Below are 23,837 nucleotides of genomic sequence, written 5' to 3'. Positions count from 1 at the left end.
ACCTGTACCTCGGGCTTCTCCAGCTTCTGTTCCTTGTTTCCCCACACCGAGACCGGCGCGGGCTGCTCGTCGGCCAGGGCTGGCAACGCCGCACCTCCCAGCGCCAACACCACCGTCGCCGCGGTCACGGTGCGTCTGACGGTCTTACGGGCACGCCACGAGTGCACACCAAAGGCACGGATCGACATCAACTTCCCCCCACAGGAAGACGATCCCGGCAACCCCAGCGGTCACCGAGCCCCCACAACCTCACACAGGTCCCACACAAGCAGCGCGCCGCTTCCCCCGAAATCCTTACGCACACGGTCCGGAATCAGCCCGCCCCCTTCAGCCTCAGCATCCCCACCCGGCCCGCCGAGAAGGACCACTCAAGCCGCTTACTGGTACGAAACACACCCGCATATGCGGCCCGAAAATGCCCATCCGATCAGATACCTCTCGGGCGCAATGTCCCAATTCCCCGTCGCGCATGTCCGCTGATCCTCGTTCTCGGGCATGCGGAAACGCACGTCGCCGAGCTGGAAAGGCCCGGAGGGTCGCGGTGACCCTGCGCTCGCTGAGCTGGGACGGGGCTCGGTGCGCCAGCCGCTCGTGGAGGGGAGCCCGGCGAGGCAGGCACGCAGACCGTGTTCGCCGTCCGGGCCCTGGGCGCGGGTCTGCATGCGCAGCGCGAGGAGCGGCCAGGGGGCGGGTGCTGACGAGGAGGGCAGTGTCCTGTCCGGGGCCGAAGACGTTCTGGGGGGAGGGTGACGAGGCGGGGGTGTTCGCGGCCGGGGTGATGCCGAGTTGATCAGGGCGGTTGCCCGGCCGGTGAGGTCGAGCTCGTGCGGGACGGTCAGGCCCCGCCGCCGACGGCCCCGACGAAGCCTCCGGTGCTGGAGTACCACGATGAATCCGACAAGACGCTGTAGGGGGGTACCTGCTCCTGCGACCTCATCGAGCGGCTGTGACCACCCTCCGGGCAGCTGTAGGGAGAGCTGTCCGGCGGCCAGGAGCACCAGGATGGGTGTGCGGTCGGGTCCCGGCCTCGTCACCACAGCCAGGCGTTGGAGTGCCGGACCCGGGACAGTGCGCGGGCGTCACGGCGCGCGGCCGCGTTGCCGATCCGGCTCTACCGGGAGCGGGGCCGGCGCGACTGCCCGGCGGCAAACCCAGCATCCTGGAGCCGCCTTCGTTGTTTGCGCAGCTCCTGCTTCTTGGGCGCCTTCGGCTTCGGCGTCCGGGGCCGTTTCCAGACCGGCTGCCACCCTGCGGGCTCATCGGGCTCGGGCTCCTGGCCGCCGTCGAGCGCGGCAGCCATCTGCGCGCGGGCCGCGCGCGCGGGCGAGGGCCTCTTCGGCGTTGGGCTGTTCCTCTTCCGGGATGCTCACGTGACTCCTCCTGTGGTGCGGCTCTGGGTGTGCTGGGTGCCGGGCTGCTGAGTGTTCGGCGGCGGGACCGCCGGGGCGGCCTGTGGACGCCGGCCGTGAGCGGCTTCGCGCGCCCGCTTGCTGTCCTGGATCGTGGCGGCCACCTCAGCGGCGGCGGCTTCGAGCGTCTGGAGGGTCTGCTCGACCGCGTCGACGCCGGTCTCCGGCGAAAGGATGCGGCCGTCCTTCCGGCCGGCGCGGAACGGCCGCGGGTGACCTCGATGCGGCGGGCACCGCGACGTCGTACGGATGGGGGCGCGAACCCAGGCGCTCCGCCCGCCGCGCGGCACGGACCCGGGCGGCCAGCGCGCCGGCGGCGAGACCGGCCCGCTCGTACGGAGGTGCCGTGCGGCTGCGGGTCAGCGGGCGCAGCACGGACTGGTCGTCGGCGTCGTGCGGGTAGAGGGCATGCAGGTCGGCGGTCATCATCCGGCCCCGGCCGACGGGGCGGGTGTAGTCGTCGACGGCCAGCTGCACGATCTGTTCGTCCAGGCCCGGCTGGTGGGGTCGGCCGCGCATCACGTAGGAGAGGTGGCGGCGTGCTTCGGCGAGCAGGTGGTGGCGTTTGAACGCGCCGCGCATCACGTACACCACGGCGACGGTGTCGACGGCCGCCAGCACGGTGTCGACCACCGGCCGCACCCGGGCCCACACCGCCGTAGCTGCGGCCCGCGCCCGCTGTGCCAGCCGGTCGATGACGTCGGCGCCGAACGCGGCGATCGCCGACTCCCGCCAGCTCTCGCGCAGCTCGGACAGCGACTTCAGGTCCGTGCGCTTGGGCGGGCGTGTCCGGTCGGCGGCCTGGCAGGCCAGCGCGTATCCGGCCCGCTCCCCCGGCTCATGCCCGTGCTCCTCCACGTACTCGGCGGTGAGGACGGACAGCACGTCCTAGATCTGCTGACGGCGCGTGGACTGCCAGCCGATGAGCCGCCGGTCGATGCCGGCTATCTCCATCACCGGGCGCAGGCCCGGCGTCACCTCCCTCGGCACGGTCGCCAGCCCGAGCTCCTCGCACACCTCGGTCGTCATCTCCAAGGCGTACAGCGAGTCGGCCGCCACGATGTTCTTGTAGAGCCGGACCGTGTCCAGCGCGTACCAGGAACCGTCCGGGCGCTGCACCCGGTTCAGGATCAGGCAGTGCTCATGCAGGAGCGGAAAGCCGTTCCTGTTGTTGTAGTGCCTGAACGCCGCGACGACCAGGGCCGGGGCCTTCGCGCGCTGACGGCCGGATGCCCACCGGGTTTGTGCGACCTCATCCTCCAGCCAGCAAAGGGCCGCAGCGACGGCCCGCTCGTGCGCTTGCTCGATGACCCGGCGCATCCGTTCGTCTCCCAGCGCCCACAGCACGACCAGTGATGCCTGCGGCCGGAACACGAAGTCCAGGGCGATCAGCGGGGTCTGTTTGCGGTGCTCGATCTCCTCGATCGGCTGACCCAGGACCGTCGCCCGCCGCGCCGTGGCCGGGTCGACGCCGTCGTCCAGGAGCACACGCTCCAACCGGTCGGCATCCGGATGCCGGCTCTCCCCGAACACCAACTCAATCTGCCGCTCCGTCACCAACCGCCCGTCGGTGAGACCGAGCGCTACCAGGCCGCGGCCCCTCCACACTCCGGGCGCGAGCCCGGCCATCTCCTGGGCGTCCTTCAACGCCTGACCGACAGGACGGCGCCCGTCCCCGAACGCGACCCCGCGCACGTAGTACCGCCACGCGTTACGCCTCTGCACCTTCGACGCACTGACAATCCCGGCAGCGAACACCGGCACTGACCTGCACAAAAGAGCGATCCCGCAGGGCGGGAGGGTTCACCGGAACCTCACGGCCGATCCCGCAGAGCGGGCGCCGGCGACAACGCCGCGCCCGCCCTGCGGACGCCCCGATGCCATGCAATTCCTGCGCGGCACCCGGTCACACACGCCTCACCCGCCCCGAAGACACCACTAACGCCACAACGCGTACACCTACGCCCCCGCTCCCCCACCGGCCGGCCGAAGACGCCCCGTCCCAGCACCACGTCACCGATCCCCTTCAACCCAAGTAGGGCCCGCCCCGCCGCCCCCAACATCGCCGGGGGCTTCTTGCTGCCTGGAGGACCGACATGCCTACCTACGAGACCACGCCCCGCTTCACCACTGACCTGGACCGGGATTCCCCTGGCTGCCGGACGCCGGGCCCGTTGGCGTCCGGCGCAACTGTGCCCGGGCGTGTAGGGCACCCCCGGCAGACGGCGGCGGGCGGCGGACGGTGGCGGGCGGCGGACGGTGGCGGACGGCGCCGCCCGGCCGGGGACGGCACCGCGGCGACCGGCGCGGCGGCGGAAACGGCACAGCGACCCGGCGGACGGCGAGCGGCCCGGCTGCGTACCGGCGGAGCCGGCCGTTTGCACGCCACCGAGGCGGAGGTTGCCGGGCCCGGCGGCCCGACAAGGGACCCCCGGCGACGGCGAAGACGGGGACCGGCCGGCATCTTCTGCGGAAGCCGGGCCGGGGGGCGGCTCGAGGTCGGCCGGGCCCCGGGGTGCGCCGTCGGCGGCCGGGGCCCGGCGGTAAGGACGGCGCGGGCGGACCCCCGGTGCCCGACGCCGGCCGACCGAAACCAGCAGTGCGAAGGCCGCCCCCCTGCCTACCGGCCGGGTCCGGTCCTGCGGGCGGGGCAGGCTGGGGGCCTGCTGGCGGTGAGCGGGGACGGCGACTCCACCGGAGCGGCTGGGGCGCGGCCGCGGAGCTGGGGCGGGAGCGGTCACGGCGGGGGCCGGCCGAGCGGCGGCACAGCTGCGGCGACGGGCTGGTCGACGCCGGGCCCGCCGCACGCAGTCGGCCAGGATCCGAACGATGTCGAACACGGGGCCAACGACCCGCACGCCGATCCGTAACGGCGCGTACGGCGGAGCTCGTACGGAACACCGGCCCCCGGTCTTCGACTGGAGCCGCAAGACGCGCACGCATAGCCGTAACGGCGGCCCCCGCCGCGGCGGGGGAACGGCCGCTCGGCTGTGTCCGTCGGCACGGCTGGACCCAGCCCGTCAGCGGCCGCCGGCCGGGCGAGATTCCCCTGGCCTCCGGACACCGCGCCCCCGGCCGGCGTCAGGCACAACGGCACGCGGGCGCGTAGTGCGTCACGGGCCCCGCCCGGCGCCCGGCGCCCGGCGGGCGGCAGGCGGCGGGCGGCGGGCGGCAGGCGGCAGGCGGGCGGCAGGCGGGCGGCAGGCGGCGGGCGGCAGGCGGCAGGCGGCAGGCGGCAGGCGGCGGGCGAACAGGGTGGCGGGCGGCGGGCGAACAGGGTGGCGGCATCGCCCGGCCGGGGAGGGCACCGCCCGGCCGGGGACGGCACCGCGGCCACCGGCACGGCGACGGAAGCGGCGCGGCGCCCCGGCGGGCGGCGAGCAAGCGCCCGGTCACGCAGCGGCGGAGCCGGCCGTTTGCACGACGCCGTGGCAGCCGTTGCCGGGCCCGGCGGCGGCGAAGACGCGGACCGACCAGCACCTCCTGCGGAAGCCGGGCCGGGGGTGTGCCGTCGACGGCCGGGACGCAGCGGCGCGCGCCGCGCAGAACCCGGTGCCCGACGGCCGCCCGGGAACCAGCAGCACAAGAACCGGCCGGGCCCGCCTACTGCCTACCGGCCACGTCCGGTCCGGCGGGCGGGGACGGGCCGGGCTCGTTATTGGCGGTGGGCGGGGACGACGGCGTCCACCGGGACGGCAGGGGCGCGGCCCGCCGGCGGCGCGGTCGTGGTGGTGGAGCACAAGCGGGCGGCGGCCGGGGAGACACGAGGGCCGGTCGCGGGTGTACCGGGCGGAGTGGTCAGAGCGGAGAGGGTCGCGGCGACCAGGCGGCCGGTGAGCCCGGAGACGGGTCCCTCCTTCCAGGCCGGGTGGTCGGCCAGGGTGCGCAGGCAGGCGCGCAGGACATGTTCGCCGTCCGGGCCCAGACCGGGCTCCCCTTCCGCGGTGCGGGCGATACGGGCCATACGGCAGGCGAGCAGGGGCCAGGCCCAGGCGCCGACGAGAAAACCGGCCTCCCGGTCCGAACCGAGCGCTTCTCCTTCAGCAGCGAGACCAGTCGGGCGTTCTCCGAGAGGCGGACGCCGAGCTGGCCCCAGCGCTGTTTCCCGGTCGTCGAGGCGCAGGACCTCCGGAAGGGTCAGGCCCTCGGTCAGCGGACCCCACAGAGCTTTCACGTCCGCACTGGCCGGAGCCCACGAACCCGCCGGCGCCCCCGTCGCGGGGGCGCCGGCGGCCGGAGGAGCGGCGGGGCGGGGAATATCGGGCACGGCGGGGGCGGGCGCGGTCGTCGGAGACGGCGGCACGGCGGCGGCCCGGCAACGTCGTACTCGGCGTACCGCTCAGCGCGTACGACCGCGCCCGTGACATCGTCCCACTCGGCGCCGACCCGACCTGGGTCCGCCGCCTGGCCGCCGCCGCGGTGCTCGCGCTCGGTGTCTGGCTGGTCCGTACGGTGCGCGCACAAGGCCGACGCGCCTGACGGCACCGACCGCGTTCCCCGCACCCGGCCGGGCGCGGGGAACGGCCGCCCCGCTCTCCCCCGGCCACCCGCCCCGCGGGTGGCCGAGCCGATTCCGGCCCGCCCCTTCCCCCGGAGACCGCCCGGGTAGGGACAACCGTAGGGAGACCTGTAGGGGAAAACGTGGGGCAGCGCAGCAGCCTGACTCACCCGCGAGATACACCCGAGTCCACGAAGTCGCTGCTCATGCCAGGTGCAGGAGAACCTGGCCCTCGTCCGTCACCTCGTACAGGTCTATCCGCAGCGTGCGGCGGACATGGGACGAGACCCGCCCGGCCGCCTTCACGGAGGACGTCGGCACGACCAGGGCGTACCGGACGGCCGTGGCCGGGTCGGTCATCCGGCGCAGGAGCTGGCCGTAGGCGATGTCGGCGTCGACGCCGACATCGCCTGTGCGGCCCTTGGCTTCGCAGATCAGGCGTGCCTCGCCGCGTACCGCTTCGATGTCCGTCCAGCGGTCGGTGGGCGTGACCGGTGTCCAGCCTTCGGAGAGCAGCCAGCGGTGGAAGGCGTCGGCGACGCGGTCTTCGTCGCTGGTACGGGCGAGGAGCTTGCGCACCTTCTCCAGATCACGGTCGGGGTTTCGGTGCAGGCGTCCCCGGCGGTCGGCGTCGAGGTCCGCGGGCCTGATCACGACGAGTCTCAGTCCGTGCGCCGGGATCTGGCTCTCGCGGCGGGCGTCGTACAGGGCCCGTTGCTTGCCGCGGTGCACACCGCTGACGGTGAGCCGGTCGGGCTTGTCGAAGTGCGCGACCGGCTGGTCGTGCTGGATCTCCCGGTACTCGACCACCAGATGATGTCCGGGCCAGAACGCGTCCACCGGGAGCCTGGCCCGCCCACCACCCGACCCGGGGTCGCCGAGGAGCCAGTCGAATCGGTGCTGGGTGAGCGCCGTCTCCACGAGGACCTGGTTGCACAGGCCGACCACGTACGCCTCGTCACTGTCGTCTCTGCTCATGCCCCGGGATGATCGCACCTGCCCCCGACACTGCCGTCGGCGGACTCAGGCACTGTCACGCGGGCTGTCGCAGACCGAATGGCGTGTCACCGGGGGCGGCTCGCGCTGCATGATCGTGACACGTCGAATCCTGCGTCTTTCCGTGACCCGTCCAACTGGGGCGATGGCTATGAGCTGGGCATCGAGGTCGGCTCCACCGATGACGCCGGGCTGCAGAATCTCCTGAGCGCTCTGTGGTCGGCGGCCGGCGTGCGGGGGTACTTCGGCCGGCGCGACTGGGAGCCCGACGAGCAGGACGAAGTGCCGTGCACGGTGGACTCGCTGGCTGAGTACGGTCACCTGCTCGGCCAGGTCCGCCTGCCCAACGGACGACTGGCGGTATGCGGATGCACGGCCGTTCGCGGCGGTGACGACAGCAGTGACTGGCTGGACTTCTACGTTCCCACCGGAGCAGTGGACAAGGCAGGCATCGTGTACGGGAACGACCAGCCGCAGTTCGGGTCCGCGGTCATCGACGACTGGCTCGCCGGCATCGCGATGAAAACCTTCACACGGGGCCCTTCGCCTTGGGGCTTGTCGGCTGGATGGTCTCCGGGCTCGCCGACGCCTCAGCACTGGCGGACGAGCTGCCCACGGAACGCGGCATGGGATACCTGCTGCCCCGTGACGGGATCCTGCGCTACGCGGCAGCCAACACCTGACACCCGCGAGGCAAAGGACAGGCCGTCAGCAGCTCATACATCTCGATCTCAGGTCTCTGGAAGGGCACGGAGTGCGAGGCTCGTCAGGCAGCGGCAGGACGCGAGGCGTGGCGGCGCGGTGTGAGGAGGGTCGTGGCCGCGATGCCGGCGGTGAGCAGGAGCAGTGCGGTGGCGGCGGCCAGCGGTCAGTTGGCTTAGTAGCTGTTGTCGTTCCGATCTTGAGGGGTGGGCGTCGAACGGGAGTCTCGTTCGGGTGATCGCGGCTGGCTGTGGGCATGAAGGCAGGGCCTCTTGGTAGCTCGGGGTTGCGAAGCCAACCGAGATCCAGGAGACCCTGTTGCCGCAGTTGTACGTGCTCGCGCCGGTGGAGTTCAACTCGGCTGCTCTGTCGTGTGATTGTGTCGCTCACCGGTTCGGGAATGCGGCCGACCATCCGGAGCGTGTTCGGCGGTATCCCTCGGACATGACGGAGGCAAAGTGGTCTGTGGTCCGGCCGCTGCTGCCGGTGCCGGGCTGGATGCGAGGCCGGGGCGGGCAGCCGGAGGCGTACTGCCACCGGGCGATATTGGACGCGATCCGCTATCTCGTGGACAACGGGATCAAGTGGCGGGCGATGCCGGCCGACTTCCCGCCGTGGGACCGTGTCTATGCGTTCTTCCGCCGTTGGCGCGACCACGTGCTGGTCAGGGAGTTCCACGACCGGCTGCGCGGCCGGGTCCGCGAGGAGGCGGGGCGGGATGCGGAGCCGACGGCCGGCGTGATCGACTCGCAGTCCGTCAAGGCGGACGCGGTCGTCGGCGCGGACAGCCGCGGCTTCGACGGCGGCAAGCTGATCAACGGCCGCAAGCGGCACGTGGTGGTCGACACCCTCGGCCTGCTGCTGGGCGTGATGGTCACCGCGGCGGATATTGGTGACCGCGCTGCTGCGAAGGTGCTGCTTGAGCGGGTGATCGACGCTCACCACCGGCTGGAACTCGTCTGGGCCGACGGCGGATACACCGGCAGCCTCGTCGAGTACTGCTTGGCCGCGCTCGCGCTGGTCCTGGCAATCGTCAAGCGGAGCGACGACATGCGCGGATTCGTGGTGCTGCCCAAGCGGTGGATCGTCGAGCGTCTCTTCGCGCACCTGATGCGAAGCCGCCGCCTGGTGCGCGACTTCGAACGATCCACCAGCAGCGCCGAGGCGATGATCTACTGGTCGATGACCATGGTCATGACCCGCCGCCTGGCCCGCTCACGCTCCGCGCGAGGGTGAACCGGCCCGGTGCCGGCTCGGCCAGCCAGCCCCGCGACACCAGGCGTTTCGCCTTCGACCGCAGCCCCTCCACCTTGGCCGGCACCACATCCATGCCGAACGCGGCGGCCAACTCCTGACATGTCAATGGCCCTTGACCGAGACGGATCCGATCCTCGAGCGCGGCCAGGATGCGCTGGTAGTCCACCGACAGTGCCGTCCCGGCCAGCCCTTCGCGCCACATCGGAACCTGTGACTTCGCCTTCACCACCAGAGGCGGTGACGCCTGCACCTCGGCTTCCGTCACAACACCCTCTGGCATGTCGGTGGCGACCACGCCGGCTGAGTCATTGCCCGGCGCGGACAGCACCGCACCGACACGCTCGCGGGCGATCGTCCACTCCGACCACTCCTGCTCGGCCATCGCGAGCTCGGCCTGGATCCGGTCGGCTTCCTCGCGCAGCCCGTCCACACGACGACGAGCGGCAAGCTCGTGCTGTTCCAGCAGTCCGACAACCGACGGCATCCGCGACCTCCACGAGAGCGACGAAACGACACCCCATCACTCCCACATCAACGCCGCCCCTACCCCTGACCAGCGAAAACACAGCCGTCAGACTCGGAAAGACAACAGCGCCATAGGGTCGAGGCCAAATTTGATCAGTTTGTCTTCTTTGAACTGCTTGTTACTCCGACTGTCGGCATCGATCATGAGGCGGACCGTGCGGCCGTGCTTGGCCAGGTAGCCAGCCAGGTGAAGGGCTCCTTCATTGTTGCCACACGCCCACAGGGCGATGCCTGCCGCTTGCAGGGACAGCCCCTGAGCAATCCGGAACAGCAACGGCACGCACTGCTGCTCAGTGATGCCCTCCACTGCCAGGAAGCACCGCTTGTGCAGCAGCACCGAGTTCCGCAGTCCCACTGCGGCCGCCACCTGACCGAGATGGAGGTCAATGCCGTCGTGAGTGTCGTCCTTGAGTCGCTCGACCTGCGTGCGGCCGGTGGGGCTGAGCCGCAGATGAACAACGTCGGCGATATCGACGCCGTCGATGAGATTCATCGAGTGTGTGGCAACCATGACGGCAACGTGCGGCAGAGAGCACTGCTTGCGGATGATCTCCATCACCGTGCGTTGGTGGCGGTAGTCGAGGTGGGTGTCGGGCTCGTCGTAGACGACGATGGTCTGTGTCGGCTCCTGCTCTGCCGGTTCACCGTCGCTGGCCAGTTCGGCGGTCTCAAGCAGGTTGCTGGTCCACTCCCACACCGCGAGCGCGATACGTCGATTGCTGCCCAATCCTGAGCGCGAAAGGTCAACCGGTTCGCCGTCAGCCTTCGAGACTTCCAGCGGCGCACGCTTGAATCCGCCTCTGAACGAGACTTCGGGCTTGACCTCAACTCCCACGTACTCGCTGCAGTGCCGCCGAATGTGCTGACAAAGTGAGTCGGCTTCCTTCTCGAGCCGCTCAGTGATCTCAGCTTCGATCTCTCGAACCTTGCCCTGCAGCTCCTCGTCGCCCAGATGCGCCTCGTAGCAGCCGCTCAGTGCGGTTCGTACGGCATCGTCGGGAAGCTCGTTCTTGCCTCCGAAGGGCAGCAGCCGCGGAAGGCGAGCCTCCAGACTCTTCGGCACCGAAAGCCAGTCCTCCGTCTGTGGCCCGGTGGCCGCGTAAGCCTGCAGCGCCGTCAGGAAGTCACCCTTGCTCGTGCCTGCCGGGCTGAGCCCGTACTCGTCGACCAGATCACCGAGCGGGTTCTTGAGTAACTGCCCAAGCCCCGGCCAATGCAGGCGGCTGTCAGCCGGCTGGTATCCGAGGTACTCCAAGGAGGCCGACTGGTCCCGCCGGGAGATCCGGCGGATGCGTACCGTCTCGGGCAGGCTGTGCTCGGCCTGCTCTCCGGAGTCGAGGAGGAACTCGCCTTCTACCCACGTCTCGGCGCAGCGACGGCCTTTCGTCGCGCCGCCCTGCTCCTAGGTGCGGTCTTCGTCGGTCAGCGGATGCTTGCCGAGCAGGAAGGCCAAAGCGGTCAGGACCGCACTCTTACCACCGTCGTTGCGCCCTGTCAGGATCGTGGGACTGCTGACCGGGATGTCCTCGACGTGGGCCAGCGAGCGGAAACCACAGGCGGAAAAGCGGGTGAGCTGCACAGTCGAAAGGCTCCGTATCTCCCCGCTCTCTATGGGACGGGGCGTGACGTGCGGGTAGCACCGACGCCGCGGTGGTGCGTGAGGCCTCGGCGCAGAACGTCATATTAGAGCGTCACATGCAATGGCCGGTCGCTTTCGACCAGTTGCTACTTCGCCCCGGCGCCGGGCGCGCTATCGCAGGCCGCTCCCACCTAGAGCCGGCCCGAACGAGGTATGGGCACCGAGCTGTACTGGCGCAACCACCCCACCCACACCACAGCCAGCACACAGCCACAATCAACGAACCTGATCATCGCTCGGAGAACCTGACCATAGCTGACTAATGCTCACCTAAACCTGACAAAGCGCCAGCTCACCGCACAGTCTGAGTCGACTCCCTCCGTCTCCAACTCGCAGCAACCGAGACCTTGGAGCCCTACGGCCACCGGGCACCAAGCTGATCAACGCAGACCAACCCTCCACCTACTGATCAGGACAACTGATCCTGGACATCTCCGCGCTCGGGCTGGAATGGGCGCGAGAGGGTTAAAGGGTAGGCTAAGTTTTTGGATAAGCAGTATCGAGTCCTGACGTGAAGGTGCATGGAATGGCGTCTGAGGAAGAGCTGTTCGCGAGCGTGGACGCGCTGTTGGAGGAGGAGCCGCAGCTCCCGCCTCCGGCGGAGCGTGCCCGGCTGCGTGAGGCCGCCGGCATCACCCAGGCCCGCCTCGCGGTCGCGCTGAAGACGTCGACGCAGACGGTGAAGAACTACGAGAACGGCCGCTCGGAACCGAAGTCGCCGCGCCTGGAGGCTTACCAGCGGCTCCTGAAGGGGTGGGCAGCGAAGTACCCCGCGCGCACTTCCTCGTCGGCCGCGCCCGCACCGGTCGTCGCGCCGCAGCCGGAGGTGCCCGAGACGTTCACCGGCTCGGCCGCCCCGGAGCAGGCGGAGGTTGCCGCGCCGGTTCAGGCCCCGGCCGCCCTGGCGGCGCCCGAACGCCCCGCACGTTCGGCAACGTCGCGGCGTCCGGCGGCCAAGAAGGCTGCCGCGCCCGCCGTCGACCCGCGCTTCCCCCACGGCCCGCTCGCCGTGCTGGACGGCGACGGCTCCGCGTACGGCGCGGGCGGGATCGTGCTGGACTGCCCGGCGACCACGATCCCGGAGCTGGTGGAGTGGACGCTGCGCGAGTCCGGCCTCGGTGCCGCGAAGCTGAACCGGTACGGCAAGGACTCCGACCCGCTGATCGTGCTCACCGCGGCCGCCGCCGTGAAGCTCGGACTGCCCGAGCGCCTGGAGGGCCACGAACAGCGCCGCTCCCTGCGCCTCCCGGAGGACCACCCCGTCGTCAAGCAGGTCGCGAAGGCGAAGTGGCAGCTCACCCAGCGGGGCTTCGGCCCGTGGGCCCGGATCTATCGCAAGGCGCAGGGCCGCGAGCGGCAGTGCGTGCAGCTGGCAGTCCTGTCGTGGGACGCGCTCGATGAGCGGTCCTGGCCCGGTGTCAGCGAGATGGAGCCGGCCGATATCGCCCGCGTGCTGGGGGTGTACGCGATGCGGGTCATCACGCCGCGCGGCTCGACGGCCGTGTCCGGGCTGGAGCTGATGACGGCGCTGCGGCCGCCGACGAAGGCCGTGCGGGACGAGGAGACCGGGAACTGGGTGTCCGGCCACAACGCGGGCTCGCTCGGGACGGACCCGATGGACCCGGCGCCGCCGGAGGCCACCCCCGAGCACCCCGTCGTCGTCAGCAGCGGCTGGACCGGCGGCTTCCTCAACGAGGAGGCGTACCAGTGGGTGCGGGACGTGGACGCGCTGTCCGATGAGGAGTGCACGCTGCCCTTCGCGGTCGGCCTCGACCTGAACACCGCGTTCCTCGCCGCTGCGGCCCGCCTGGTCGTCGGCCTCTCCGCGCCCGACCACTTCCACGCCCCGAAGTTCAACCCGAAGATCCCCGGGAGCTGGCTGGCCGACCTCTCCCGCATCGAGCTGGACCCGCGCCTGCCCTCGCCGTTCACCCCGGACGGCTCCCGGCCGACCGGTCCGGCTTGGTATCAGACGCACACCCTCGCCTACGCCCAGGAGCTCGGGCACGACGTGCACCCGATCGAGGCGTACCTGCGCAGGGAGACCGGGGCGTACCTGGACCCGTGGCACGACCGGCTGAAGAACGCCTACGTCGACACCCTCGCCGATCTCGGCGTCACCAAGGACCTCACCGACGTGGAGTTCCTGGCGGCGATGGAGCAGCACAAGCAGAACGACCCGGCGCTGGCCGCCGTCCTGTCCGCGATCAAGGCCACGGTGAAGGGCGGCGTCGGCAAGCTCCGCGAGCGCCCGCAGGGCAAGTCCTACAAGGAGGGCGAGACGTGGCCGGCCCTGGCCCGGCCGACGTGGCGCCCCGACATCCGAGCCGCCGTCATCAGCAAGGCCCGGGTCAACATGCACCGCAAGCTCAACAACATGGTCAAGATGACCGGCCTGTACCCGCTCGCCGTGCTCTCCGACTGCGTCGTCTACCCGAGCCCGGGTGAGAGCCCGCTCGACTTCCTCCCCTACGCCGCCTCGGGCAAGCCGCAGCCCGGCGCCTTCCGCCTCGGCCCCACCCCGGGCCTGGCGAAGCTGGAGGGCATCCAGTCGATGCTGTGGGCCGTCGACCTCATGGAGAAGGGACTCAATCCAGCCCGCCACATCAAGGGCGGCGACGCCGTCCTGGACGAAGGAGAGTAGACCGTGGGGGAGATCGAGGACGCCATCGAGCGGGCCGACCGGGAAAGCTTCACCCGCCAACCGCCCAAGACCCTCAAGGGCCAGATCGGCTACCTGCTCAAGCAGATGGCCAGCGCCAAGGCCGTCGCGGCGGAGCTCGGTGTCACCGCCGACTCCGTCAACCGCTACCGGCGCGGCGCCCGCAAGCACGCCCGCGCCGACGTCGCCGCGAAGATCAACGACGCCGTACGGCAGCGCTGGCAGCCCCAGGTCCGCAAACGCCGGCAGAAGCAAGCCGCCACATCCGGCGGGATCACCGTGGAGACCCGGGCACGGTTCGGCTACACCGCGCCGGTCGGCACCACCGACGACGGAAGGTTCCGCCGCCTCACCGTGCACCTCCCCCCGACGTACGCACAACGCCTCTTCGACGCCCGTGAATCCGGAGTCAGCGAGCAGGAGATGCGCAGCATCATCGCCGAAGGCTTCAAAGAGATCTACTTCCAAGACGGCGGAGACCGAGCGGCAGGTCTCTCCGACGTCACCCTCAACGACATCGACTACCTCGACCTCGACTACTGACCGGACACCGGCCGCGGGCCGGCACTGCCTGTTGTGGTCGGGTAGCCGGATCACACTGTTGAGCCGAAGCACGATAGTCGTCACAAGCTGTCACAAGCGACGGGGGGTGGGGAAGCTGTTGCTGGCCGCGGGCGCCTTTCGGGTGGCTCCTCTGCAAGGTGAGATGACGCTGTCGTTCCTGGAGCGGATCGCGGACAGGTACGGCCTGTCAGTGCGGAGTCTGCTGTCGTCGGTTACCGAAGTGGCCGGCCGCCAAGACGTGGCCGGGGCTCTGCAGGGCGACAGTGAGGTGTTCTTGAACGCTGCGGCCCGGGACCGGGTCGCAGCGCTGTGTCGGGTGCCGCAGGTGGATCTAGGCCGCGCGTTGCCAGCGTGGATGCGAGAGGAGCAGCTGGGCCCCTCGAAAGAGAGGCCGACGGCGCGGCTCCACAACGGGGTGGAGACGGTTGCTGCCTGGGGTCCGGCGTGCCCGGGCTGTGTGGCTGCGCAGACCGGTCGTATGGCGCCAGCCCGGGTGTACCTGGCGGCGCACCAACGAGTCTGCCCACGCCACCGGTACTGGCTGATGAGCGTGCCTGGCAGCGGGGGCCGTGTCGTCGGGCTGGCCGGATGCCCGGAGGTGGCCCAGGCACAGGAGGATCACCGGAAGCTGCTGCGCCGCTCTCCCGTCGCTGGGCCGGCGTTCGAGGTCGCTGGGGCGGTCACAGCCTGGTGGTGGGCCCAGAAGTGGCCGGAGGAAACTCTGTGGCCAACAAGGCTGTGCGCGACGGTTCCCGAGGGCGAGGAGCCCGGGCGATGGCGGGTCCTGGCACGCGGTTTGGCTACCTATCCGGAGACGGTGGCCGTTGCCAAGATGTTGGTAGACCAGACGATGAGGCGCCGCATCACAACCCAGGTACGCGGCCTGCGCGGCCACCTCCTTTTCTGTCTGGGTGACCTCCCCGTGCTCGTCAGTGAGCTGGCGCGCTGTCTGCGGCGGCCTTGGCTCGTTGATCGCCTGACATCCTGCATGGACGGACCGCTGTTCGCCTGGGCGCACCAGTGCAGCAAGGCGGAGGAAGCGCCCGATGGCAACGGGCAGCGGTTGCTGTGGAAGGTCCATCCAGCGCACCGGCCTCGTCCCTTGGCTGACGAGCTCGCCGAGCGCCTGCAGGAGACGGGCGGCGGTGAAGCCGCAAGGGCTCCGCTCCCCAAGCGGCGGCGCGGGCACAGCCGTCAGGCCGACGATGCCTTCCAAGCGGGCCTGACTCGTGCCCGGGCCTACGCGGCTGAGCGGGGGCATCTGGCCACACGGGCAGACACGCTCCAGGACGGCTTTCCTCTGGGGGCGTGGATGACCAACCAGCGCATGCTTCATTTGGGGATGCCTGCCTGGCGCAGCACCGCGCTGCGGGCACTGGACCCGTACTGGAACACGCCATGGCCGACCCTGTGGCAGCGCACCTACCACGAGGCCAGGTGCCACGTCGCGGAACAGGGCCCGATGGTTGCGCAGAGAGGATTTCCCGGTACCGGTCTGAGCCTGGGCGAGTGGCTGTACCTGCAGTGCACCAGGTATCCGGATCTGTATCCTGAGCAGCAACGGCTCCTTGCCCAGTTGGGCATCGATGCCGCGGCGGCTCGGGATGCCCGGCCCCGGCGTCGCAGTCAGCGCGCCGGGGAGCAGGAGGCGCTCGCCCATGCCCGGGCATGGGCTCTGGAGCACGGAAGCCTGGCGGGAGTCCGTGGCAGCACCGTGCATGAGGACTACCCACTGGGCAGGTGGCTTTCCGACAGGCGCGGCCAGATGGGGCGTGGAGTGCTGTCGCCCGGCCGTGCCGAGGCTCTGGCGCGGATCGATCCGTGGTGGCGGCCGCCCTGGCACTTGTCCTGGCAGCGTTCCTACGAGCACGCGTGCCAGCAGCTCCAGCAGGTAGGGGGCGGTGAGTTGGTGGCCGACTTTGCGCTCATGGACAAGCCGGCGCAGGAGTGGCTGCGCATCCAGCAGCGCCGCTACCACCTCCTCCTGCCGGGCCAGCACGATCTCCTGCACCAGCTCGGTCTGACGCCTGAGACGGCCATCGCCCAGGCACCGGACGCCACGGCCAGTGCCTCTGTTGCCCCCGTACGGGCCCAGGGTGGCCCACAAGGTGATGAGGAAGGTGCACCAGCGGTGGGATGCCTTTCTGCGGTCGCGCAGCAGAGGCCGCTGGGTATTGCCCGGCTCGGACAGCGCCCCGACCACCGTGCCGGATTCCAAAGGGCGCTGGAGCACGCGCGGGCCTGGGCCGACGTCCATGGGCACCTGGCCGTTCCACGGAATACACAGCAGAGCGGCTTCGCGCTCGGAATGTGGCTGTTCAGCCAGCGCAACCGCGCCAAGCAACGCGCCCGGCAGGGCGAGCCCGCCTCGCCGCACCTCGGACAACTGGCCGCGATCGATCCATGGTGGAACCCGCCGTGGCATCTGCACTGGCAGCGCAACTACTACCGCGCCCGCGACGCCATACGTGCCGGCCGCGGAGCCGACACGGTGGGTGGTCTTCCCGTCGGGAAGGACGCCCTGGGTATCTGGGTCAAGCGCCAGTGCACCCTCTACACAAGCCTCCACCCCGACCAGCAACACCTGCTCGCCGCTATCGGCATCACCCGCGACGCCGCCCGGGCGCGGGTCGGCCCGCGTGACTCCCGCCGGCTGACCACCACCCCGCGCTTCGATACCGACGTCGCCCATGCCCGCTCGTACACGGCCCAGCACGGGCACCTCGCCGCACGCTCGAGCGAGGAACACGAAGGGTTCCCGATCGGACGCTGGCTGGCCGAACACCGCCAACGCGCCCGTAAAAGAACCGGAACATCACCTCAAGCCCGGGTCCTGACCAGCCTGGACCCGTGGTGGAACCCACCCTGGCCGATGCGGTGGCAATACGCCTACCACCGCGCCCGTGCCCACCCGGATACCACTCGCGCCACACGATGGATCACCGCCCAGCGCCGGGCGTGGCCGCTCCTGCACCCTGGCCAGCAGCAGCTCTTGTCCGACATCGGCACCAGCGTGGGCAGGTAGCTCTTCAGCGAGGACGCTCCAGCTCCCTGTGACGCAGCGGCCCGCTCAACTTGGTCACCCATTCGGGTGATGGTGTCGCGGTGCCCCTCCTCCCGAGGTCGGCAGGTACTTGGCTGTCCGGTGTGGAGCAGCAGGCTGTCAACGCGAGGGGCTTCGAAGCGGCGTTCGCTACCGCTGCCGGGCAGGTGACGCAGTTGCCGTGGGATCAAGCGGTGTCAGCGGTGCGGTTCGAGGACCTGTCGCCGGTATCGGAGTTTCCTGTCGTGCCAGGCCGTCGGTGGGGTCCTGGCTGGTGGTGGTCGGCGACCACCGGACGGCACGTGGTGCACGGCTCGGCCGCGATGCGCACCCAGCTGATGGTCCTGGACCGGGACCCGGCAGTGACCGGCCTGTCCGCGCGCCCAGTACGGCTGCTGTGGCGGGAGGCCGACGGGCAGGTGCGTTCGTGGGTGCCTCAGTTGTTCGCCCGGTACGCGGATGGCACCGGCCTGCTCGCCGACTGCCCCTCCAGCCCGGCCGCCGGTGGAAACAGGGCGCGGCGGGCGCAGGGAGTTCTGGAGGCGGCGTGCGCGCGCGTGGGCTGGGCTTACCGGCGCCTCGAGCCGCCTCCAGCGGTGGTGGCGGCGAATCTGCGGTGGCTGGCTGGCTACCGCCACCCCCGCAATCAGGGCCCATCCGGGCTGCAGGCCGCGCTGGCTGAGGCATTCGCCGGGCCCCGGCCGCTGGCCGACGGCGCAGGTGCGGTGGGCGATCCTCTGCACGTACTGCCGGCCGTCTATCACGCGCTGTGGTGCGGGCTTCTGACGACGCCTCTTGATGAGCCGCTGCACGAGGAGGCGCTGGTCTGCGCTGACGCAGAACGTAGTGGTGGGGGCAGCGGAACGCGACTGAGCGCCGTCGGCGGCCAGCGAAGGGGTGAGCGCAGTGGGCGGCACACACGGTAAGAGCCAGCGACCGGTGATGGAGATCGCCGCGCACGTCGCCTACCGGGGACAGACCTGGCAGGTCGCCGCCCTGCAAGGGCCGCGGGTCTACCTGCTGCAGGAGGACGGCACCGAAACGAGCCTGCTGCTGGGGCGGTTGTTCGCCGATCCGGGCTTCGAAGTAGTGGGCGCACGGATGCCGGACGCGGTGCCGCAATGGGGACTGTTCGAGACCGTTCCGCTGGCGGCTCAGCAGCGGGCACTGGCCTGGCTGCCCCATATCCGGGAGGTGGAGACCGGACTGCCGCACGCCCCGGGCAGCCACGACGGCCAGACGATGCGCCCGGAGTACGACCCCGAGCGGTGGACGCTGGCGCAGCGGGACGCGGCCAAGGCGCAGGAGCTGGCGGCGCTCGGCTTCACCCGGGTGACGCGTACGACGGTGGAGCGGATGCGGCACACCTACCGCAAGCAGGGCCTGTGGGGGCTGGTCGTCAAACGCACGGTGCCGGCCCGTGGCCGTCATCCGACGGGGTATGCCGACGAACGGGTCGTGGCCGCGGTGCTGGAGGCGCTGCGACGCCAGCGGGGACGGTCGAAGGGAACGGTGAAGGGCCTGCAGGTTCTGGTCGGGCAGATCCTGGAAGACACGCACGGGCGCGGGGCGGTGGAGATGCCGTCACGGTCGACGTTCTACCGGCTGGTTAGTGTGCTGGCCGACCCGGCCGATCGCCCGGGACGCCCGGCGCGTACCGCCACCGCACCCGCCCGCGCCTCGTCGGCGCCGGTAGTGCTGCGGCCCGGCGAGCAGGTGCAGATCGACACCACCCGCCTGGACATCATGGCCGTCCTCGAGGACGGCAGCCTGGGCCGGCCGGAGCTGACCATCGCCGTCGACGTCGCCACCCGCTCCATCCTGGCCGCCGTCCTGCGCCCGCACAGCACCAAAGCCGTCGACGCCGCCCTCCTCCTGGCAGAGATGGCCGTCCCCCACCCTGCCCGGCCTACCTGGCCCGTTGCGCTGCAACTTTCCTGTGCCGAGGTGCCGTATCAGCGGATGTTATCGCTGGATGAACGCCTGGAGGGCGCGGCCGCCCGTCCGGTGATCGTGCCCGAGACGATCGTCGTGGACCGCGGGAAGATCTACCTCTCGCAGGGCTTCGTCGCCGCCTGCGAGACGCTCGGGGTGAGCGTGCAGCCGGCCCCGCCCCGCCGGCCGCAGGCCAAGGGCGTGGTGGAGCGGACGTTCGGTGCGATCAACGACCTGTTCTGCCAGCACGTCGCCGGCCACACCGGATCCAACCCCCAGCGGCGCGGCTCCAAGACGGCGGCCGAGGCGCGGTGGACGATCCCGCAGCTCCAGGACTTCCTCGACGAATGGATCACCTGCGGCTGGCAGAACCGCCCCCACGACGGACTGCGCCACCCCGTCCTGCCCAAAACCGCCCTCACACCGAACCAGATGTGGGCCGCGCTGATCACCATCAGCGGCTACGTTCCCGTTCCGCTGACCGGTGCCGATTACTTCGAACTGCTACCGGTGCGCTGGCAGCCCATCACCGAGCGCGGCATTCGACTTGATTACCGCACCTACAACCATCCCGTCCTGGACCCCCACCGCAGCCAGCGCTCTCCCGTCGTGGCCAGGGTCGGTAAGTGGGAGGTCCACCACAACCCCCACGACGCCCGCCAGATCTTCGTCCGCCTCACCGACGGACAGCTCCACGAGATCCCGTGGATCCACCGCGGCCACGTCCGCCAACCCGTCAACGATCAGACCTGGCGCCACATCCAGACCGAGGTCGAACAGCGCGGGGACCGCGAGACGCACGAAGCTGACCTCGCCGATGCCCTCGACCAGCTCCTGCGCCGCACCCGCAGCACCGTCGGGGCCGAGCACACCGCCCCTCGCAGGAAGACCCGCCGCGCTGGCAGCGCGCCAGCTCTGCCCGATCTGCCAGGCCAGCGGCGCCCACTCGACACAGATACCGCACCGGCCGCTGCCACGGTCTGGAGCGACAGCCTGGACGACCTCATCAGCGTCGACGCGGCGGCCGAGACCGACACCAGCGAGTTGGAGGGCGCGGGCGTGCTGCCGGGCGAGGCCGGCGGCTACGGGCTGTGGGACGCCGAAGCGGAGGCCGAGCGATGGTGAACACCCCACCGGGCACGGGAAATGCCCAGGCCGACCGGTCGGCGTCGGCAGCGGACCGGCCTCCCGGTACCGCGACAAGCACCGACGGCGATGTCCCTGACGCGCAGCCTCAGTCGGTGACCACCTGGGACGGGTTCCAGGCTTTCGCCACCACGCCCGTGGCAGCACTTCCCCCGCCCGGTGGGCCGCCCCGCAGCCTCGAAGAACGCCTGGCCTACCACTCGCGGTTCGTCACCGTGCGCACCCCGGCCATCGACGCCCTCGCCAAGAACGTGCGCATGCTGATGATCCTCGGCCGCCACCAGGCAGTCACCGCACGCCCGTCCCTCATCGTCACCGGCCCCGCCGGCGCCGGGAAAACCACCGCGCTGCTCCAGGTCGGGCGCGCCTGCCACCTCGCCCACGCCCGCCGCCACGGCCCCGCGGCAGCGGCCGGGCAGGTCCCCGTCGCCTACGTCCTGGTCCCGCCCGCCGCCAGCGCCAAGACCCTGGCCACCGAGTTCGCTACCTCGGCATCCCCGTCGCCGCCGGCATGTCCCAGGCCCAGATCATGAACGCCGTCTGCCACACCTACACCACCGCCCGGGTGCAGCTGGTCATGATCGACGAGGTCCACCGGCTCAACCCCCGCACCACCACCGGCGCCCAGAGCGCCGACCTGATCAAAGACCTCACCGAACGCATCGGCGCCACCTTCGTCTACGCCGGCATCGACGTCACCACCACCCCCCTGTTCACCGGAGTACGCGGCGCGCAGCTCGCCGGACGCGCCTCCCTCATCGACTGCGACCCCTTCCCCGCCCGCCTCGGCGACGAAGAGCCCTTCCGCGATCTCATCACCGCGATGGAAAGCGCGCTCGACCTGCGCCACCACCGGCCCGGGACCCTCCCCAAGCTGGCTCCCTACTTGCACGAGCGCACCGCCGGCCGCATCGGCAGCCTCGCCCGCCTCATCCGCCAGGCCGCCATCACCGCCCTCATCGACGGCACCGAACGGATCACCAAAACCACCCTCGACGCGATCCGCCTCGACCACCTCGCCGAACAGCACCACCGCCCCTACACGCGGCCGCGAAGCCGGAGTACCAGCACCTCGTGAGCCGGTCAAACGTCACAACCCGCGCCGCAACAGGGACCGGCGCCGCACGGCGCATCGTCGTCGCGGGGGCCTGGCTTCGAGTCCCGTCAGCCGCACCGGGCGTGCTCCGTGTACGGCCGCTGCGCGGAGAAGCAACCGCCTCCTACACCCAACGTCTCGCTGATGCCTACTGGCTGACGCTGCCCCAGCTCATCGACGGCGCTGGCATCGCCCTTCACGGCCACGGTGCCCCACCCGCGGCTGAACTCCACCTCAGCCGCAACGCGGCCCAGCACTTCGCCGTCCTGACCAGCACCCCACTCCCCCACCTGACGCGCGCCCTGCCCTGCCTCGCCGCCAACGACGACGCCCACGCCACCGGGGCGGCCGCACGCTGGAAGCGGCTCGAGTCCGCACAGCAGCCCGTCCGCGCCTGCACCCTGTGCACCCGCCACCGCAGCGACGGCGCCACCGATACCGCATGGGTGCAAGCGGCGCCGCAACGGCTGGTGTGCCCACGGCATCAGCAAGCCGCTCCCGACCGCCGACTCACCTCCACCGTCCACACCCAAGGGGTGCCCGAACTCGCCGCCGCGCACCACAGCCACCAGCGCCTCCTACAGCACCCACGTGCCGACACCGCCTGGACCGCAGCACACGCCATCACCACCCGCTGGTACGACCACCAGCAACACATCACCCACCGCTGGCACACCCGCCTGACCCGGCTTTGCGCGACCAACCCCCACCTGACCACCACGGGCAACGCCTCCCCAGCCCTGCTGACCCGCGACCTGGTGACCTATCCCGAAACCGTTGCCCTCGCCCGCATACTCGCCACTCTGCCGAACCGGCCACATCGCACCACCGACGACGCCCTCAGCGTCATCGCCCACCGACTCGGCCTGTCCCGCCTGGCCAGCAACGCGAACGATCCCCTCCGCGTCTTCCTCACCCACACACGCCACTGACCAGCATCGTCCGGAACCCCAACCCTCCAGAGAACGCAGCCGCCTATAGACGCACCACCACATTTACGAGAAACCCAAGATCAATCCCACACAACTACCGGACCACAGGCCAAGCGCCCGAACAACCAAACCGAACACGCCAGCAAGCCACGCCCATCACGCCCGAACACAGCAGCTTCAGCCGTCCTGAGTCCCACCCCAAAGACGGGACACCAGACCAACGCAATCCAACCCCCTGAAGATCACCGATCCGTCACATCGCCGCGCTGGCCGGCCACGGGCTGGAGTGGGCAGCATGAGCACCGAGCAGCCGGGCGCCGATGCGTACGGCCAGGAGCTGGCCCGCATCAACCACCACCAGAGCAAGGCCATCGACGCGCGGTCCATGGTCTTCCAGGCCCTGGCCGCCGTCGGGATCGGACACGAGCAGGCCGACGACATCGTGGCGCAGCTGGAGGCCGGAGCGGTGGCCGGCGCCCACACCTGGATCTCCGAGAGCAGCGCCCCGCACGGATCCGAGCCGCGGTTCGAGGACGGCTGGCACGCCCGAGTCCGCGACGTCGCCAGCTCCCTGCTGCGCATCGCCGACACCACCGCCACCACGGGGCGGGGGCTCGCCGCGTCCAACGCCATGTTGGTCGCCCACCTTCAGCAGCCCGCCTCCCCCGCCCCGCAGGCGGCTCCGGTCGAGGAGGCGACCCCGGCCGCCCCGGCCGCCCCGGCCGGGGTGCTGGACGCGACGGACGTCCTGGCGGCGGCGGAACGCTTCCCGTGGGCCGTGGCCGCGCCAGGGGTACGGCACTGGCCGGACGGCGGCGACTTCCTGGACGTCGCGCTGAGCGCGGTACGCCCCGAGGAACGCGCGGGGTACATCGAGCGCCTGGAGGCGTTCGTGGTGGAGCACCGCCCCCGCCTGGAGAAGATGCTGCGCACGCACGGGCCCGGCAGCAAGCCCGCCACGCACGGCCGCTACGCGCTGATCGGACAGCCCGAGACCCTGGTCATCGTGGAGCGGATGGAGAGCGCGCCGTTCCTCCTGCGCGCCCAGTGGGAGGAGGAGCTGGAGATCGTGTTCTTGGGGACCTCGAGTTCGTGTGGGGGCCGCGTACCCGCCTCAGCCGGTGAGCAGCCGGGAACGAGTGCGGGGCCGGACAGGGGGGGTCCTGTTCGGGCCCGCCGCTGTGTGGTCGGCCGCGGCCGAACCGGCCTTCTGCCGCCCGGAGTCGACGGCGTCGCATCCCAGGGCCTACACGCACGCCAGTTTGATGACAGGCATCAACGGGCCTCGCATCGCACTGGCGTTCGTGTAAGCCCTGGGGTTTTGAGTGTTCCCTCTGCCTGGCTGTATGGCGGCTGGGAGAAGTCGGCCCCGTAGCCGGTGGGCAGACCAGGGGGTGGATTCTTTGCCTTCAAAGTCCGGCGGCGACGGCGTG

General features: G+C 70.8%; 19 protein-coding genes and 1 pseudogene. 11 read left to right on the top strand and 9 right to left on the bottom strand.

Annotation, left to right across the window (positions count from 1 at the left end):
- The 6 genes and pseudogenes from ACFZAX_RS11955 to ACFZAX_RS11930 all read right to left on the bottom strand — a co-directional run.
- On the bottom strand, window positions 1-188 hold a 188-nt coding region (locus ACFZAX_RS11955), incomplete at its 3' end, for a hypothetical protein (RefSeq protein WP_390960999.1).
- An 842-nt stretch (window positions 189-1,030) separates the two neighbouring features.
- A pseudogene (locus ACFZAX_RS11950) lies at window positions 1,031-1,370 on the bottom strand (hypothetical protein).
- Window positions 1,371-1,514: 144 nt separating this feature from the next.
- Window positions 1,515-2,294 (bottom strand): hypothetical protein, encoded by a 780-nt coding sequence (locus tag ACFZAX_RS11945; protein WP_390960997.1) that lies wholly within the window; start codon window positions 2,292-2,294, stop codon window positions 1,515-1,517.
- Window positions 2,295-2,297: 3 nt separating this feature from the next.
- Window positions 2,298-3,173, bottom strand: a complete 876-nt coding sequence (mobF, locus tag ACFZAX_RS11940) for a MobF family relaxase (protein WP_390960996.1) — start codon at window positions 3,171-3,173, stop codon at window positions 2,298-2,300.
- A 1,891-nt stretch (window positions 3,174-5,064) separates the two neighbouring features.
- Window positions 5,065-5,583 (bottom strand): hypothetical protein, encoded by a 519-nt coding sequence (locus tag ACFZAX_RS11935; RefSeq protein WP_390960995.1) that lies wholly within the window; start codon window positions 5,581-5,583, stop codon window positions 5,065-5,067.
- A 528-nt stretch (window positions 5,584-6,111) separates the two neighbouring features.
- A complete protein-coding gene (locus ACFZAX_RS11930; protein WP_390960994.1) occupies window positions 6,112-6,885 on the bottom strand; it encodes a hypothetical protein in 774 nt (257 codons plus the stop codon).
- A gap of 566 nt (window positions 6,886-7,451) precedes the next feature.
- On the opposite strand from ACFZAX_RS11930, the gene ACFZAX_RS11925 reads away from it, so the two are divergent.
- Window positions 7,452-7,586 (top strand): hypothetical protein, encoded by a 135-nt coding sequence (locus tag ACFZAX_RS11925; RefSeq protein ID WP_390960992.1) that lies wholly within the window; start codon window positions 7,452-7,454, stop codon window positions 7,584-7,586.
- A 463-nt stretch (window positions 7,587-8,049) separates the two neighbouring features.
- A complete protein-coding gene (locus tag ACFZAX_RS11920; RefSeq protein ID WP_390960991.1) occupies window positions 8,050-8,841 on the top strand; it encodes an IS5 family transposase in 792 nt (263 codons plus the stop codon).
- On the opposite strand, the gene ACFZAX_RS11915 is transcribed toward ACFZAX_RS11920, so the two are convergent.
- The 3 genes from ACFZAX_RS11915 to ACFZAX_RS11905 all read right to left on the bottom strand — a co-directional run bounded on the left by ACFZAX_RS11915 (window position 8,798) and on the right by ACFZAX_RS11905 (window position 10,966).
- The gene (locus ACFZAX_RS11915; RefSeq protein ID WP_390960990.1) at window positions 8,798-9,346 is read right to left on the bottom strand and encodes a hypothetical protein; all 549 of its coding nucleotides are present in this window, start codon (window positions 9,344-9,346) and stop codon (window positions 8,798-8,800) included. The genes ACFZAX_RS11920 and ACFZAX_RS11915 overlap by 44 nt on opposite strands.
- 87 nt (window positions 9,347-9,433) lie before the next feature.
- Window positions 9,434-10,642 (bottom strand): AAA family ATPase, encoded by a 1,209-nt coding sequence (locus ACFZAX_RS11910; RefSeq protein ID WP_390960989.1) that lies wholly within the window; start codon window positions 10,640-10,642, stop codon window positions 9,434-9,436.
- A 147-nt stretch (window positions 10,643-10,789) separates the two neighbouring features.
- Window positions 10,790-10,966: a hypothetical protein gene (locus ACFZAX_RS11905; RefSeq protein ID WP_390960988.1), complete on the bottom strand. Its 177-nt coding sequence runs from the start codon at window positions 10,964-10,966 to the stop codon at window positions 10,790-10,792.
- Window positions 10,967-11,552: 586 nt separating this feature from the next.
- Here ACFZAX_RS11905 and tap point away from each other — a divergent pair.
- From tap to ACFZAX_RS11860, 9 genes are all read left to right on the top strand, one after another.
- Window positions 11,553-13,670, top strand: a complete 2,118-nt coding sequence (gene tap, locus ACFZAX_RS11900; RefSeq protein ID WP_390960986.1) for a telomere-associated protein Tap — start codon at window positions 11,553-11,555, stop codon at window positions 13,668-13,670.
- A 3-nt stretch (window positions 13,671-13,673) separates the two neighbouring features.
- Window positions 13,674-14,231, top strand: coding sequence for a telomere-protecting terminal protein Tpg (gene tpg / locus ACFZAX_RS11895; RefSeq protein WP_390960984.1), 558 nt, complete (start codon window positions 13,674-13,676; stop codon window positions 14,229-14,231).
- A 106-nt stretch (window positions 14,232-14,337) separates the two neighbouring features.
- On the top strand, window positions 14,338-17,277 hold the full coding sequence (locus ACFZAX_RS11890) for a Helicase associated domain protein (RefSeq protein WP_390960982.1): 2,940 nt from the start codon (window positions 14,338-14,340) through the stop codon (window positions 17,275-17,277).
- A 122-nt stretch (window positions 17,278-17,399) separates the two neighbouring features.
- On the top strand, window positions 17,400-18,221 hold the full coding sequence (locus ACFZAX_RS11885; protein WP_390960981.1) for a TnsA-like heteromeric transposase endonuclease subunit: 822 nt from the start codon (window positions 17,400-17,402) through the stop codon (window positions 18,219-18,221).
- Between the two features lie 16 nt (window positions 18,222-18,237).
- The gene (locus ACFZAX_RS11880; RefSeq protein ID WP_390961020.1) at window positions 18,238-20,355 is read left to right on the top strand and encodes a transposase; all 2,118 of its coding nucleotides are present in this window, start codon (window positions 18,238-18,240) and stop codon (window positions 20,353-20,355) included.
- A 116-nt stretch (window positions 20,356-20,471) separates the two neighbouring features.
- Window positions 20,472-20,909, top strand: a complete 438-nt coding sequence (locus ACFZAX_RS11875) for a hypothetical protein (RefSeq protein WP_390960980.1) — start codon at window positions 20,472-20,474, stop codon at window positions 20,907-20,909.
- Entirely contained in the window at window positions 20,888-21,454 is a 567-nt protein-coding gene (locus ACFZAX_RS11870; protein ID WP_390960978.1) for an ATP/GTP-binding protein, read from the top strand. Before ACFZAX_RS11875 ends, ACFZAX_RS11870 begins: the two co-directional genes overlap by 22 nt.
- 101 nt (window positions 21,455-21,555) lie before the next feature.
- Window positions 21,556-22,404, top strand: coding sequence for a TniQ family protein (locus ACFZAX_RS11865; protein ID WP_390960977.1), 849 nt, complete (start codon window positions 21,556-21,558; stop codon window positions 22,402-22,404).
- A 295-nt stretch (window positions 22,405-22,699) separates the two neighbouring features.
- Window positions 22,700-23,779 carry a hypothetical protein gene (locus tag ACFZAX_RS11860; RefSeq protein WP_390960975.1) on the top strand — a complete coding sequence of 360 codons (1,080 nt, stop codon included), beginning with the start codon at window positions 22,700-22,702 and terminating at the stop codon, window positions 23,777-23,779.
- The last annotated feature ends 58 nt before the right edge of the window (window positions 23,780-23,837 follow it).

This window comes from Streptomyces sp. NPDC008125 (assembly GCF_042957125.1).
GTDB lineage: Bacteria > Actinomycetota > Actinomycetes > Streptomycetales > Streptomycetaceae > Streptomyces.
This window is presented reverse-complemented; position numbering and strand designations above follow the sequence as displayed.

What these genes read in the sequence shown, in the direction of transcription:
- ACFZAX_RS11880 (WP_390961020.1), top strand. Translation starts at nt 18,238, where the DNA reads ATGGAGATCGCCGCGCACGTCGCCTACCGGGGACAGACCTGGCAGGTC.
- ACFZAX_RS11920 (WP_390960991.1), top strand. Translation starts at nt 8,050, where the DNA reads ATGACGGAGGCAAAGTGGTCTGTGGTCCGGCCGCTGCTGCCGGTGCCG.
- tap (WP_390960986.1), top strand. Translation starts at nt 11,553, where the DNA reads ATGGCGTCTGAGGAAGAGCTGTTCGCGAGCGTGGACGCGCTGTTGGAG.
- ACFZAX_RS11860 (WP_390960975.1), top strand. Translation starts at nt 22,700, where the DNA reads ATGAGCACCGAGCAGCCGGGCGCCGATGCGTACGGCCAGGAGCTGGCC.
- ACFZAX_RS11870 (WP_390960978.1), top strand. Translation starts at nt 20,888, where the DNA reads ATGTCCCAGGCCCAGATCATGAACGCCGTCTGCCACACCTACACCACC.
- ACFZAX_RS11915 (WP_390960990.1), bottom strand. Translation starts at nt 9,346, where the DNA reads ATGCCGTCGGTTGTCGGACTGCTGGAACAGCACGAGCTTGCCGCTCGT.
- ACFZAX_RS11930 (WP_390960994.1), bottom strand. Translation starts at nt 6,885, where the DNA reads ATGAGCAGAGACGACAGTGACGAGGCGTACGTGGTCGGCCTGTGCAAC.